The following is a 14,850-nucleotide window of genomic DNA, read 5'->3' as shown; positions in this document are numbered from 1 at the left end:
AGTCCGAAAGCCAGTCAGAATGAGAAGGTGAATTTCTCGATGAGAATGATCTGCTCACTCGCCACCGTCGTGAAGGTTGCCGTGATCTGCCTCTTTGTGGGGTTCATGGTCGGCAGCGTGTTCATGGTATCGGTGATCTGACTCTACTTCGGACTGCGGTTCTCCCTTAGCCCACAAAGGGAGGTGTCAGTCATGGAACCGCACTTCTGCATCGAACTGATCTGAACGCGTCCGGCTACCCGCGTGGCGTCCACTGCACGCCGTAGCCGCGGCCCTGGCGAGGATGTGGGAACGACACGTCGATCTCACCGATCTCGTCCAGCGGCAGCGTGTGCGGCCAGGGCGTCAGGTCGTCGGTGTCGCGCGCCAGGGCCTCCTCGACGCGCCACACCGAGTCGGGCAGGTCGTTCCGGTCGAACCGAACGCGCAACCGGAACGACTCGCACATCCGCTCCGGCCAGAACACGTAGGTCGGACGCATCGACTGTCCCCGCGGCACCTTCACCTCCAGCGCGAACTGGTGCGTTTGTCCTGCGTTGAGGGGTCGGGGCAACCGCAGCTTCATGAGGAAGCGCCGTGGGGACGGCCGCTCGTGGCCGATGAGCTCCACCCCGTGCAACACCTCTATGTCGATGTCGCCAGGTGCGCCGCCGAGCGTGGGGGAGGGGATCGTGATGGACCACGCGATCTCGTTGACACCGTCGGTGTCGGCCACGACGGTCCGGCGTTCCGTGCACGCGGGCGTCGGGCCGTCCAGTTTCAGCAGTGCGTCGAACTCCTTGACGTGCCAGAGTTCCGACGGCGCCACGTGCGCCGTCGAGGGTGCCGGCTGCAGTGCCACCTCGACGAGGCGCTGCAGCCCGGCCTCCATCCTCCTGCGCACCGTGCGCGCGCCGCGGTCCTGTTGCTTCGCGAGCCACTCGATGCGTTCGTTGAGGAACCGGAACTGCGCTTCCTCGTGCAGTCCGAGCGGCGCCAGAACCGCGTTGCGGACCTCCGTGGGGAAAGCGCGCACCGCGTTCGTCACCCAGTCGCGGAGTTTCGTTCTGACGGCTTCCGCGCCGTCCGTCTCCACGATGCCGCACACCTGGCGCAGCGCCGGCCCGACGTGCAAGTCGATTCCGGGAGTCTGCACACCGCGCCCGCGGCACAACGTGCGCAGTTCTTCCATCAGCTGCTCAGGTGAGACTGGCATCCGTCCTCCGCGCGGAAATGCTTTGCCGGGCATGTCGGGCACACCACGCCGGACGTTACTCCGCGTGCACCATCCGGGTGATCTGAATATCGGCGGCCAAAGGGATTGTTCTACACCAGACGTCAAGATGATCACCGCCGATCGACTGATGTCCTGACCTGGTCCGCAGCGGTAACGTGCTGGTCACGGGCGGTGACTCCCTCCGGTCTCCGCCATCCCTGCCTGATGTGGAGGTTGGATTCGTGCTGCGCACATTATTGTCGGCCATATCCGCATTTGCCCTGATCAGCGGTGTTCCTGCCGTCGCCGCGCCGGCGGAGAGCGCTTACCTGCTGCAGTTCCGCACCACCCTGTCCGACGCCCAGCGCCACCAGCTCAAGGGCCTCGGCGTCCGGCTCGGCGCGTTCGTCCAGGACGGCACCTACCTGGCCCGCATGACGAACACCTCGCGCGTGTCGCGGCTGAGCTACGTCCGCGACGTGCGCCCGTTCCAGGCCCAGCCGCAGATCATGGCGCTGGGCGGCTCGTCCGACTACCTGATCACGCTCGTCGAGCAGGACACACGAGACCAGCAGACGGTCGCGGCCAAGGTGAAGTCCTTGGGCGGCAAGGTGAACGTGCTGTCCGAGGACCGCGAGCACATCATGGCCGCGCTGGACGCGGGCCAGGCCGCACAGCTCGCGAAGCTGCCGGCCGTGCTCGCCATCGACCCGGTGTCGGCGCCCGAGACCGACATGGCGATCTCGCGCGAGTCGACCGGTGCCAATGCCGTCGAGGCCGCGGGCGGCTACCGCGGCCAGGGCGTGCGGGGCGAGGTGATGGACAGCGGGTTCCTCCTGACCCACCAGGAGTTCCGCGCTCGTCCGCCGGTCCAGCACACCTCGAACGGCCCCAGCAACCAATACAGCCACGGCACGTCGACGTACGGGCAGATCTTCGCGTCCGGCGTCTCGTCCGCGCACCGCGGCCTGCTGCCCGAGGGGCAGGGCATCACGGCCGCCTACAGCAACGTCTCTGACCGGTACGCGCACACCAAGCAGCTCGTCGACCCGGCCGGCCAGTACCGCGCGGTGTTCCAGTCGAACAGCTGGGGCGGCTCGCTCACCACGGCCTACACGTCGGAATCGCAGCAGATGGACCGGATCGTGTTCGACCACGACATCCTGATCTGCCAGTCGCAGAGCAACACCGGCAACCGTTCGTCACGCCCGCAGGCATGGGCGAAGAACGTGCTGTCGGTCGGCGCCCACAACCACTACAACACCTTGGCGCGCACCGATGACAGGTGGGCCGGCACCGCGTCGATCGGCCCCGCCGCCGACGGCCGCATCAAGCCGGAGCTGTCGAACTACTTCGACCGCATCGACACCACGACGATCGGCAGCGACACCGCCTACCGGCCGGACTTCGGCGGCACGTCCGGCGCCACGCCGATCACCTGCGGCAACGCCGGTCTGATGTTCCAGATGTGGGCCGACGGCGTGTTCGACGGCGGTCCGGGCAAGAAGCGCGACGTCTTCGCGTCCCGTCCGCACGCGTCGACCGCGAAGGCACTGCTGATCAACGCCGCCGACCAGCACGCGTTCAGCGGCACCGCGCACGACATGACCCGCACCCACCAGGGCTGGGGCACGGTGTCGGTGCGCAACCTGCACGACCGGGCTCGTGCGGGTGGCTGGAAGCTGCCGGTGCTGGTGAACGAGACCGACCTGGTCACGACCGGTCAGTCGCGCAAGTACGCGGTGGCGTCCAACGGGTCCACGCCGCTGCGGGCGACCCTGGCCTACACCGACCCGGCCGGTTCGCCGACCGCGGCCAAGGCGACCGTGAACGACCTGACGCTGAAGGTCACCGCTCCCGACGGCACGGTCTACTGGGGCAACAACGGTCTGCTCGCCGGCAACTGGTCCACGCCCGGTGGTGCCGCGAACACCGTCGACACCGTGGAGAACGTGCTCGTCCAGGCGCCGGCGGCGGGCACCTGGACCGTTGAGGTGATCGCGACCGCGGTCAACGTGGACGGTCACGTCGAGACGGCGGCGACCGACGCGGACTACGCGCTGGTCGTGTCGTAGATCCGTGCTCTGACCTGCGGATTCCAGAAACCGCGCAAGACAGCTCGGGCAGGGTTCCCCTCGGACGCGCCGGAACGCCGGCGCGCGAGAGGGGAGTCCTCCGATGAAGAAGCTCCGCGTTCTTGGCGCAGCCGCACTGGCGGTCGCCGCCGCCGTGGGTGTCGCCCAGCCCGCCTCGGCCGCCGTGACCTGGAAGTTCCAGGGCACGAACACGAGCCACTGCCTGGACGGCTACGTGGGCCACCGGGAAGGCGACGTGTACCACACCGGGTGCAACGACGGTGCGTTCCAGAACTTCAGGTGGGTGGGCTCGTTCGGCCGCCAGACCCAGCTGGTGAGCAACCAGAGCAACAAGTGCGCCTGGCAGGAGGGCGACCGGGTGGGCCTCGCGACCTGCAACGGGTCCGTGTCGCAGATCTGGGTCGTGAGCGGCTCGGCCTCGCGCCTGACCATCCGCGCCCACAGCACCGGCAAGTGCCTGACGCGCCTGGGCACCACCAACGTCCGGCTGGAAACCTGCGACAGCCGCCTCACCTACCAGTTCTGGTTCCGGCGGGTGTGACCGTCACTCGAAGCGGTCCGGGTCGCCCGCGCCGTAGCGGATGATCTCGGCCTCGCCGCTGGAGAAGTCCACCACCGTGGTGGGCGTGGTGCCGCACTCGCCGGAGTCGAGCACCGCGTCCACCACGTGGTCGAGCCGTTCCTTGATCTCCCAGCCCTGCACGAGCGGCTCGGCCTCGTCGGGCAGCAGCAGAGTGGACGTGAGCAGCGGCTCGCCCATCGCCTCGAGCAGCGCCTGCGTGACGACGTGGTCCGGGATGCGCGCGCCCACCGTCTTCTTCTTCGCGTGCATCATGCGGCGCGGCACCTCCTTCGTCGCGGGCAGGATGAACGTGTAGTTGCCCGGCGTGGAGGCCTTGATCGCGCGGAACACCGCGTTGTCCACCACCACGAACTGGCCGAGCTGCGCGAAGTTCTCGCACATCAGCGTGAAGTGGTGCTTGTCGTCGAGCTTGCGGATCTCGCGGATGCGGTCGATGCCGTCCTTGTTGCCCAGGCGGCAGCCGAGCGCGTAGCAGGAGTCGGTGGGGTATGCGATCAGGCCGTCCTCCTGCAGGATCCGCACGGCCTGGTCGATGGCGCGCTTCTGCGGGTTGACCGGGTGGACGTCCAGGTACTTGGCCATGCGGGGCAGGATATGCCGATCAAGGTTTGAGCAGCACTTTGACCATGCCGTCGTTCTTCTTCTGGAACGTCTCGTAGGCGCGCGGCGCGTCTTCGAGCGGGAGGCGGTGGGTGGCGAAGTCCTCGGTGCCCAGCGGGTCGTCGTCGGTGAGCAGCGGCAGGATCTCCGGGACCCAGCGCCACACGTTGGCCTGGCCCATCCTGATCTGCAGCTGCTTGTCGAACATCGTCAGCATGGGCATCGGGTCGGCCATGCCGCCGTACACGCCGACGATCGAGATCGTGCCGCCCCTGCGGACCATGTCGATCGCGCTGTAGAGGGCCTTGAGCCGGTCGACGCCCGCCTCCTTCATCAGCTTCTGCGCCATGGTGTCCGGCAGCAGCCCGGTGAGCTGCTGGGCGAGCTTGCCGACCGGCGCGCCGTGCGCCTCCATGCCGACCGCGTCGATCACCGCGTCCGGGCCGCGTCCGGCGGTGAGGTCCCGGACGACCTCGGTGAGGCGCTTGCCGGCTCCTCTGAGGTCGATCGTCTCCGTGCCGCGGGCCTTGGCGCGGGCCAGTCGTTCCGGGACGAGGTCGATGCCGATCACGCGGGCTCCCTTGTGCCGCGCGATCCGGCAGCACATGTCGCCGATCGGACCGAGCCCCAGGACCGCGACGACACCTCCTTCCCGCACGTTCGCGTACTCCACGGCCTGCCACGCCGTCGGGAGCACGTCGCTCAGGTAGACGAACCGGTCGTCCGGCGGCCCCTCCGGCACCTTGATCGGGAGCGTGTTGCCGAACGGCACCCGCAGGTACTCCGCCTGCCCGCCGGGCACCTGGCCGTAGAGCTTCGTGTAGCCGAAGAGCGCGGCGCCCGAACCGTGTTCTCTGACCTGCGTGGTCTCGCACTGGCTCTGCAGGCCCTGGTTGCACATGACGCAGGCGTTGCACGAGACGTTGAACGGGATCACCACCCGGTCGCCCGGCTTGAGCTGGGTGACGTGCGCGCCGACCTCCTCGACGACGCCCATCGGCTCGTGCCCGAGGATGTCGCCCTCGGTGAGGAACGGCCCCAGCACCTCGTACAGGTGCAGGTCGGATCCGCAGATGCCGCTGGAGGTGACCTTGACGATCACGTCTTCCGGTTCCTTGAGCGCGGGGTCGGGGACGCTGTCGACCCGGACGTCGCGTTTGCCGTGCCAAGTGACTGCCTTCATGCCCACTGGCGTTCCCCGAGGGCTTGCGTTGATAACCTGGGACGACTTCTTTCACCCCGGTTATGGAGACCCCCAGCGATGCTCGACCGTGCCGTCGTCGACGCCCTGTTCCCCGCGGACCTGCCTGAGCCGTCCTTCTGGGAGCAGCAGTACCCGCCCCGTGGTCTGGGCGACGGCGCGAAGGTCACCCGCCTCGGCCCGTCGCCGACCGGTTTCCTGCACATCGGCGGCCTGTACGTCGGCATGATCGACCGCGACATCGCCACGCAGTCGGGCGGCTCGTACATCGTGCGCGTCGAGGACACCGACCAGGCGCGCGAGGTCCCCGGCGCCGTCGACCAGTTCAACCGGGCGTTCGCGTACTTCGGTGTGCAGCCCGACGAGGCCGACGCCGTTGGTTCGTACGGCCCGTACCACCAGTCGCAGCGCGAGCAGATCTACCTGACGTACGTGCGCGAGCTGCTGCGTTCGGGTGCCGCGTACCTGTGCTTCGCGACGAAGGAAGAGCTCGCGGACATCACCGCGCGCCAGCAGGCCACCAAGCTCCCCACCGGCTACTACGGCCGCTGGGCGATCTGGCGCGACAAGACGGCCGAGGATGTTGCCGAGGCGTTGGAGGCCGGCCGTCCGTACGTCGTCCGCTTCCGCTCGCCGGGCAAGGCGGGGGAGCGCACGTCGTTCGTCGACGCGATCCGCGGCCCGTTGGAGCACGAGGCCAACCGCAACGACGTGGTGATCCTGAAGGCGTCCGACCAGTCGCCGCGGCTGCCCACGTACCACTTCGCGCACGCCGTCGACGACCACCTGATGCGCGTGAACCTGGTGATCCGCGGCGAGGAGTGGATCTCCTCCGTCCCGACCCACCTGCAGCTGTTCGACGCCCTGGGCTTCGAGCGCGTCGAGTACGCCCACATCGCGCCGCTGATGAAGCAGCAGGGCGGTTCCCGGCGCAAGCTCTCGAAGCGCAAGGACCCGGAAGCCTCCGTCGAGTTCTTCATCGAGGCGGGCTTCCCGGCCGAGGCCGTCCAGTACTACCTGCGCGGCCTGGTGAACGCCCGCCTGGCCGAGCTTCCGCTGGCGGAGGCCCTCGCGGCGCCCATTTCGCTGGCCGAGTGCGGTGTCGCCGGCCCGCTCGTCGACCTCGTGAAGCTCGACGACATCTGCGCCGACTACGTGGCTGGTCTGTCCGGTGAGGAGATCGTGTCGCGGATTTCCGAGTGGGCCGCGACCTACGACCCGTCGCTCGTGTCCGTGCTCTCCGACTCGCGCGCCGAGGCTCTGGCCGCGCTGCAGGTCGAGCGCGGCCCGGAGGTCGCCAACCCGCGCAAGGACCTCCGCAAGTGGTCCGACTTCCGCTCCGCCTACGGCTTCTTCTTCCCGTCGCTGTTCGAGCTGGTGACCGACCGGACCGACGAGCGGCTGGGCGGGCTGTCGCCGGAGCTGATCTCGGCGTTCGCCGCGGACTTCGCGGACGGGTACGCCGACCTCGAGGACGGCCAGGAGTGGTTCGGTCAGATCCGCGAGCTCGCCGCCAAGCACGGGTTCGCGCCGAACCCCAAGGAGCTCAAGAAGAACCCGGACGCCTACCCCGGCTCGATTCGTGAGGCGGCTCAGCTGATCCGGGTGGCGCTGACGGGGTCGACCCGCAGCCCGGACCTGCACTCGGTGGCTCGCACGCTGGGCAAGGACGAGGTGCTGCGGCGCGTGCGCGCGCTCGTCGGCTAGTTGCTCGTTTCGGCGGCCCCTGGTTCCTGAGGGAACCGGGGGCACTACTGCGATCACGCGATCACGCTCGGAGTGCCGGACAGCGCGATCCTGGTCGAGCCCAAGGCCGCGAACACCGGACAGAACGTGTCGCTTTCGCGCGCACTGCTCGCCGCGCACGGCTGCGAGCCTCGCTCGGTTTTGCTGATCTCGAAGCCGTACATGGAGCGCCGCGCATACGCGACCTGTCGCAAGGTGTGGCCGGAGGTCGAGGTGTGTGTGCGTCCGAACCGCTGAAGCTCGACGACTACGTCCGGTCGATCGGCGACGAGAAGTTGGTGATCGACATGCTGGTAGGGGACCTGCAGCGGGTCGTCGAGTACCCGAAGCTGGGCTTCGCGGTGGAGCAAGGACGTGCCCGCCGGAGGTACTCGCCGCCTACGACCGGCTGATCGACGCGGGCTTCGACAGCCGACTGCTCTTGAACAGCGGTAATGACGCAACTCGAACAACCCGACGTGCCCATGCATGCGATCGTCGCGAAGCGGCGATGACGCGACCAACGCCCGTCCAGCCCTGCACAACGCAAGGTGAGACGACGCACGGGACGGGCCCCTGGAACCGCTAAAGCCCGCTAAAAGCCCGCTAAAACCGGTGCCAACACCACCCCGGGCGAGGAAACCACCCGACCGGCCGCCACCTCAACCGCCCAACCCGAGCCGCCCAACCGGACCACCCGTCCACGCCCGCACGAGTGCGCGGGCCCGGTATGTGCAGTTCCTCCCGCCGAGTACCGGAACAAAGTCGTGAGAGCGTTCCCATTGACGCAGACGTAACACAAAGTTGAGGATCTGCGGCATGCATTGGAGAAGCACTCTCGCCGCAGTGCTGGGGCTGACGCTTGCCGCCAGCGCGACCGCGGCCGCCGCGCCGGACGCGCAGCACGGACCGAAGCAGCCGGTCATCGGGCAGCCCCGCACCGAGCACGGGTGTGCTCGCATCGAGAAGTCGCTGCCCACCCTCAAGGACTGGCCTCGGGTCGAGAGCCAGTTCAAGGGTGACCGCAGGGACGAGGCCCGGATCAAGGCCATCCTCAAGGACATGACGCTGGCCGAGAAGGTCGGCCAGATGACGCAGCCCGAGATCGGTGCGATCACGGCGCAGGACGTCACCACGTACGGGTTCGGGTCGGTCCTCAACGGTGGTGGTAGCTGGCCGGGCGCCAACAAGAAGGCCACGCCGCAGGACTGGCTCAAGCTGGCCGACGCCTACTGGGAGGCGTCGAAGGCGACGCGCACCAAGATTCCCGTCATCTGGGGCATCGACGCGGTGCACGGCAACAACAACGTCTACGGCTCCACGGTGTTCCCGCACAACATCGGTCTTGGCGCCGCGCACGACCCGTGCCTCGTCCGCGACATCGCCGAGGCCACGGCCGAGCAGATTCGGGCGACCGGGCAGGACTGGGCGTTCGCGCCCACGCTCGCGGTTGTCGAGGACGACCGGTGGGGGCGCACCTACGAGGGCTTCAGCGAGGACCCGCGGATCACGCGCGCCTACGGGTTCGAGGCCGTCAAGGGCTTGCAGGACAACGCGAAGAGGCGCATTGGCGACGATGGCGTGATCGCCACCGCCAAGCACTTCATCGGTGACGGTGGCACGACCGGTGGCAAGGACCAAGGGGTCAACCCGTCCACCGAGCAGAAGATGATCAACGTGCACGGGCAGGGCTACTACGGGGCGCTGGCCGCTGGTGCGCAGACGGTGATGATCTCGTTCAACAGCTGGACGAACGACGTCATCAACGAGGGCAAGGTGCACGGCAGCAAGTACGTGCAGACCGGCATCCTCAAGGAGAAGATCGGCTTCGACGGGCTGCTCGTCTCCGACTGGAACGGCATCGGGCAGGTCACCGGCTGCACCAACGACAGCTGCCCGCAGGCGATCAACGCCGGCATGGACATCATCATGGTGCCGAACGACTGGAAGGCGTTCATCACCAACACGATCAGCCAGGTCGAGAGCGGCGTGATCCCGATGGCGCGCATCGACGACGCGGTCACCCGCATCCTGCGCGTCAAGCTGCGCGCGGGCACGTTCGACGCGCCCAAGCCGTCGCAGCGGGAGCACGCCGGCGAGCAGGAAGCGCTGCTGCACAAGGAACTCGCGCGGGAAGCGGTTCGGGAGTCCGCGGTGTTGTTGAAGAACAACAAGCGCGTGCTGCCGCTGTCCAAGCGCAGCAAGGTTCTGGTGGTCGGCAAGAGCGCGGACAACATCGGCAACCAGACCGGTGGCTGGACGTTGTCCTGGCAGGGCACCGGCAACACCAACGCCGACTTCCCCAACGCCACCAGCATCCTCAAGGGCATCCAGGACACGCTGGGCGCCGCCAACGTCACGTTCGCCGAGACCGCGGACAACGTGGACCCGAGCGCGTTCGACGCCGTCATCGCCGTCATCGGTGAGACGCCGTACGCGGAGGGCGTCGGCGACCTCGGCAAGCGCTCGTTCGAGACCGCGCGCCTGTACCCGCAGGACATCGCCGTGCTGGACAAGGTGTCCGGCAAGGGCAAGCCGGTCATCACCGTGTACGTCGGCGGTCGTGCGATGTACATGAACAAGGAGATCAACCGGTCCGACGCGTTCGTGGCCGCCTGGCTGCCGGGCACCGAGGGCCAGGGCATCGCCGACCTGCTGATCAAGGGACGCCACAACGGGTTCAGCGGCAAGCTGTCCTACTCGTGGCCGGCCGAGGCCTGCCCGGCACTGCCCGGTGAGCCGGCCAAGACCCCGCTGTTCAAGCTCGGTTACGGCCTGCGCGACTGGCAGACCGGCAACGTCGGCGCGCTCGACGAGACCAGCCCCGGCATCCTGTGCTCCGGTGGTGGCGGTGGCACGGCGACCGAGGACCTCGAGGTCTTCAACCGCACGGACATCGCGCCCTACAAGAGCTACCTCGGCTCGCCGGAGAACTGGGGCCTGGAGATCGGCCCCGACGGCCAGGCCTCGCAGGCGAACATCAACGTCGTGCAGTCCGACGTCAACGTTCAGCAGGACGCGCTCAAGACGACGTGGACCGGCGCCGGGGCCGGCCAGGTGTACGCGCAGAGTCCGACCGGCACCGACCTGCGCGGCTACGGCAACGCCAACGCGGCCATCCAGTTCGACGTGATCGTGCATCAGGCACCGGCCAACCGCACGGTCATCAGCGCGCACTGCGTGTACCCGTGCATGGCGGAAGTCGATGCCACGCAAGCGTTCCGCACACTCCCCATTGGACAGAAGGCGACCGTGAAGGTGGCGGTCAACTGCTTCGCCAGCAAGGGACTGGACCTGGAGAACGTCAACACGCCGTTCCTGGTCTACACGGACGGCACCTTCCAGGCGTCGTTCGCGAACGTGCGGTGGGTGCCCAAGGCGGGCAATGATCCGGACGTCATTCCCTGCACGTAACCGGAAAACCCCGTGCCCTACCGGCAGAACCGCCGGTAGGGCACGTCCGGGAAGTGCGTCTGCCACTGCTCCGGCGTCAGCGGCGCCGGAGCAGTCGCGCACAGCCGCCCGACCGCCCGGTCGAGCCCGACCTCCCACAGCCGGACGGTGGTGTCGTTGCCGCCGGACGCGAGATAGGTGCCGTCCGGGCTGAACGCGAGCCCCGGCACGTCCCACACGTGGCCGGTGTACGTCGTCTCCAGCCGCGGCCGGGCCGGGTCCACGACGTCCCACAGCCGGATCCTGGCGTCGGAGTGCGAGATCGCCATGCGGTCGCCGTGGAACGCCGCCGCGTACGCGATTCCGCCGAGGCCCTTCAGCACGGCGACCTCGCGCAGTGTCGAGGTGTCGATCAGCCGGATCTCGCTGTCGCCGTGCCCGGTGGCCAGCAGCTTGCCGTCCTGGCTGAACCCGCCGCGCAACGGGTTGTCGCCGTTGCCGGGGAACGCGATCTCCTGCAGCGACCGCAGGTTCGTGGCATCGAAAAGCCGCGCCTGGTTGCCGGTGCCCGCGACGAGCCGGGTGCCGTCGGGGCTCCAGCTCACCGTCCACACGGCGGCGTACCAGGCCTCCCGCCGGAAGAGCTCCTGCGGCTGTTCAGGAGTCATGTCCCACAACGACAACACCTTGTACGAGCCGACGGCCAGCGTCCTGCCGTCCGGGCTGAACGCGACCGACACCGACGGCTGGTTCTCCAGCGCGACGAACTGCGCCTTCAGCAGAGGCGCTGCCGGGTCGGTCACGTCGTAGATCCGGACCCACGAGTCGTCGCTCGCGGCGGCGAGCCACCTGCCGTCCGGGCTGAAGGTCGCGGAACGCACGAACCCGGCCGCGTCGGTGATCCACGCGAGCGGCTCACGGGTGCGCTGCGGAGTCATCTTCCACAGCCGGACCGTCCCGTCCCAGCTGCTGCTCGACAGCACCTGGCCGTCCGGGCGGAACGACACCGACGACACGTTGTTCTCGTGCCCGAACAACGGCATCTCGCGCAGCTCCTGCAGCCGCACCTTGCTGCCTTCGACGATCACCACGGTGGTGCCGTCCCGCGTGAACTCCGCCGCGTAGATGCCGCCGGGCAGCGCGCCGAGCATCCGGGGAGTGCCGGTCAGGCCGACGCCGTCGACGCTCCACAGGCGCACCCGCCCGTCGCCGACCGCGGCGAACGTGGTGCCGTCCGGCGAGAACGAGACACCCCAGACGATCGCCGTGCTGCCGGTGAACTCGGCGCGCGGCCGCGGTGCCTGCAGGTCGGCGACGTCCCACAACTTGGCCGTGTGGTCCCACGAGCCGGTGCCGATCGTCCGGCCGTCCGGGCTGAAGGCGAGCGACTGGACCGCCTGCGAGTGGCCGGTCAGCTCACCTTTGCGCTGTGGTGCGCCATCGAGCGAATACAGCACGACGGACGCACGCGACGACACGGCGAACGCGCGGCCGTCTGGACGGAAGGCGGCGGCTCGCATCACACGGTGGTGACCAGGCAACGTGTGTGTGAGCACGGGCGTGCGCGGGTCGCTGATGTTCCACAACCGTGCGCTGCCGTCGTCGTGCGTCGTGATGAGGAGCGTGCCGTCCGGGTTGAGGGCACCGGCCCACAGCTGCTCGGCCGACCGGACGACGCCGAGGCGCCGCGGGGCACGCGGGTCGGCCGTATCGAACAAGGTGACCGCGTGCTCGTCGACGACCGCGAGCAGCCGGCCGTCCTTGCTGAACGCGATGCCCAGCGCCTGCTCGTCGACGGTCGTACTGGCGAGTAGAGCAGGCGCGCGGTGGTCGGTGATGTCCCACAGCTTGACCGAGTGGTCCCAGCTGGTGGTGGCGAGCGTGCTGCCGTGCAGCGCGATGCCCGGGATGTCCTTGGTGGCCGCGTGCCAGTGGGTGAAGTGCGGTCCCGACGGGGCGCTGGCCAGGTTGTCCCTGGTCTCGGCGTTGTCGGTGAGCTCGTGTGCGGCGAGGCTGAGCTGGGCGGCGCGGTCGGACTCGGACGACTGCAGCGTCTTCGCGTCGCTGACCGCCTGCCGGGAGAGGGCCATGTTCCGCTGGGCCGTCGACTCGCGCTGGGCGGTGATCGCGAACCCCACCGCCGTCACGGCGAGCACGAGCAGCACGGTGAGTAAACCGACGAGCTGCCGCAGCCTGCGGGTGCGGCGCCGTGTGGCCTCCTGCTCTTCTTCTTCGGCTGCGATGCTGGCGTTGAGGAATCGGCGTTCGCGCGCGGACATCGCGTCGTCGTCGCCCGTTGCCCACTCACGGGCCAGCGCGAGCCGCACGCCCCGATAAAGCGCGCCCGAGTCGCGGTTCAGCGTCTCCCAGGTCGCGGCCGCCTCGGTGAGCTGGTGGTGAACGCGCAGCGCGTCGCGGTTCGCGGTCAGCCAGCCGGACAACCGCGGCCACGACCGGATCACCGCCTCGTGCGTGAGGTCGACGCCGGTGTCGTCGAGCGTGATGAGCCGTGCGCGCGCGAGATGGTCCAGCACGAGCCTGGTGTCGTCGTCACTGAAAACACCGTCGAGAGAGTCGCGGCTCACGTGGCGCTTGGTGTCCTCGGTGCCCTCGCCGAGCGCGGTCAGCCGCAGGAAGATCTTGCGCGCGATCGCCTGCTGCGCGGGGTCCAACGCCAGGTAGGCGGCCTCGGCGCTCTGGGCCAACGCGTGCCGTACACCGCCCGTCTCCTCGTAGCCCGCCACGGTCAGACGGGTGCCGCGACGACGACGCCACGTCTCCAGCAGCGCGTGCGAGACGAGCGGCAACGGCGCGTGCTCGGCCTCCAGCACCGACACCAGTGCGCCCTCGACGGTGTAGCCGGCCCGCAACGCCGGTTCGGTGATCGCCCGCCGCAGCTCCTGTGGGCTCATCGCGCCGACCAGGATCTGCGCGTCGTGCAACGCGTCGACCAGCGCGGGATAGCGGCCGCAATGCCCGTAGAAGTCGGAACGGACGCCGATGACGACCTTGCGTGCAGAGAAGTCGGTATTGGCGCAGTGCGTGATCGCCTCGATGAACGCGACCCGCTCGTCCTCGTCGCGGCAGAGGGTGAAGACCTCCTCGAACTGGTCGATCACCACGAGGTCCGCGGTCACGCCGTCCCACAACGCCAGCGGGTGCGGGCCGGGGAAGAAGACGTCGGCGGGCCGTGCCGCCACCAGCCCCGCGCGCAGCAATGACGACTTGCCCGATCCGGAAGCACCGAAGACGCCCACAAAAGGGCGTTCGGCCACTTTCTCCAGCAGTTGTCCGACGAGCTTTTCCCGGCCGAAGAACCGGCCCGAGTCCTCGGTTTGGAAGGCGGCGAGTCCGAGGTACGGGGGTTCGCGCTCGGGATCGGCGGGCTTCGCGCCGTCGGCGACCTCGTGCCATCTTCGCCGCCATTGTTCGACGTCACCGCCGCACGCGTGCACGTAGGCCGTGGTCACCGCCAGGCTGGGCAGTTTCCGGCCGCTCGCGGCCTCGGAGAGCACCGTCACCGAATAGTGCGCGGCCTTGCTCAGCTCGCGGTAGGTCGGCTTACCTGCTTTCTCACGCAACAATCTCAAGTCCGCGGCGAACCTGAGCAGCTCGTCGTCGTCGGAATCCAGCGGGCGCTCGGGTCTCGGCACCCGGCGGATTGTTCCCTCGTTGTTTGTTCGGCGTCCAGTCGGCGGAACCGAACAACGCGTTCGCTCTATGAAGGGCACATGAACGGTGACATTCGCGACCTGCTCGTCGAGACCCGCAAACCCGACAACCCGCCGCCAGACCCGAAGACCTAGTGGCGTGGCCCAGAACGTTGCCAGGCGAATTCGCGGTCAGACGGGTGCATCGTGGTGCCGCCCCCGCGTCTTCATACTGGACGTATGGGGGCGCGGGGGCGGTGCCGCGAGGCGCCCTGCTGAGCGTGAATTACCCGGCCGTCGTTCTGGGCCACGCCACTAGTTGTACTTGGTCATGAGGTTGGTGACTGAACGCGGCTGATGGGTGGGTGGCCATCGAGTGCGGTGTGACCGCGTTCAGTGTTGTAGTG

10 protein-coding genes are annotated in these 14,850 nt (G+C 68.5%); 6 read left to right on the top strand and 4 right to left on the bottom strand.

What is annotated here, in order from left to right; genetic code table 11:
* Positions 1-235: 235 nt before the first annotated feature.
* Positions 236-1,195, bottom strand: coding sequence for a hypothetical protein (locus tag DI276_RS21695; protein WP_157984860.1), 960 nt, complete (start codon positions 1,193-1,195; stop codon positions 236-238).
* 242 nt (positions 1,196-1,437) lie between these two features.
* Here DI276_RS21695 and DI276_RS21690 point away from each other — a divergent pair, with 242 nt between their 5' ends.
* Positions 1,438-3,270: a S8/S53 family peptidase gene (locus DI276_RS21690; protein ID WP_232836813.1), complete on the top strand. Its 1,833-nt coding sequence runs from the start codon at positions 1,438-1,440 to the stop codon at positions 3,268-3,270.
* A gap of 103 nt (positions 3,271-3,373) precedes the next feature.
* A complete protein-coding gene (locus DI276_RS21685) occupies positions 3,374-3,832 on the top strand; it encodes an RICIN domain-containing protein (RefSeq protein WP_112266177.1) in 459 nt (152 codons plus the stop codon).
* A gap of 3 nt (positions 3,833-3,835) precedes the next feature.
* Here DI276_RS21685 and DI276_RS21680 read toward each other — a convergent pair whose 3' ends face one another.
* Positions 3,836-4,456, bottom strand: a complete 621-nt coding sequence (locus DI276_RS21680; RefSeq protein ID WP_112266175.1) for an L-threonylcarbamoyladenylate synthase — start codon at positions 4,454-4,456, stop codon at positions 3,836-3,838.
* A 19-nt stretch (positions 4,457-4,475) separates the two neighbouring features.
* The gene (locus DI276_RS21675) at positions 4,476-5,657 is read right to left on the bottom strand and encodes a zinc-dependent alcohol dehydrogenase (protein ID WP_112266173.1); all 1,182 of its coding nucleotides are present in this window, start codon (positions 5,655-5,657) and stop codon (positions 4,476-4,478) included.
* Positions 5,658-5,735: 78 nt separating this feature from the next.
* On the opposite strand from DI276_RS21675, the gene DI276_RS21670 reads away from it, so the two are divergent.
* The 4 genes from DI276_RS21670 (at position 5,736) to DI276_RS21660 (ending at position 10,814) form a co-directional block, all read left to right on the top strand.
* On the top strand, positions 5,736-7,382 hold the full coding sequence (locus DI276_RS21670) for a glutamate--tRNA ligase (RefSeq protein WP_112266171.1): 1,647 nt from the start codon (positions 5,736-5,738) through the stop codon (positions 7,380-7,382).
* A gap of 72 nt (positions 7,383-7,454) precedes the next feature.
* Positions 7,455-7,658, top strand: coding sequence for a YdcF family protein (locus DI276_RS52245; protein WP_232836812.1), 204 nt, complete (start codon positions 7,455-7,457; stop codon positions 7,656-7,658).
* Positions 7,637-7,813, top strand: a complete 177-nt coding sequence (locus tag DI276_RS52240) for a hypothetical protein (RefSeq protein WP_232836811.1) — start codon at positions 7,637-7,639, stop codon at positions 7,811-7,813. Before DI276_RS52245 ends, DI276_RS52240 begins: the two co-directional genes overlap by 22 nt.
* A 406-nt stretch (positions 7,814-8,219) precedes the next feature.
* Positions 8,220-10,814, top strand: a complete 2,595-nt coding sequence (locus tag DI276_RS21660; protein WP_112266169.1) for a glycoside hydrolase family 3 protein — start codon at positions 8,220-8,222, stop codon at positions 10,812-10,814.
* Positions 10,815-10,831: 17 nt separating this feature from the next.
* Here the strand turns inward: DI276_RS21660 and DI276_RS21655 are convergent, their stop codons facing one another.
* A complete protein-coding gene (locus DI276_RS21655) occupies positions 10,832-14,446 on the bottom strand; it encodes an nSTAND1 domain-containing NTPase (protein WP_112266167.1) in 3,615 nt (1,204 codons plus the stop codon).
* Positions 14,447-14,850 lie beyond the last annotated feature (404 nt).

Origin of the sequence: Lentzea terrae (assembly GCF_003265345.1) — a bacterium.
Lineage (GTDB): Bacteria > Actinomycetota > Actinomycetes > Mycobacteriales > Pseudonocardiaceae > Lentzea > Lentzea terrae.
The sequence above is the reverse complement of the archived record's forward strand: the minus strand, read 5'-3'. Positions and strand labels throughout refer to the sequence as shown.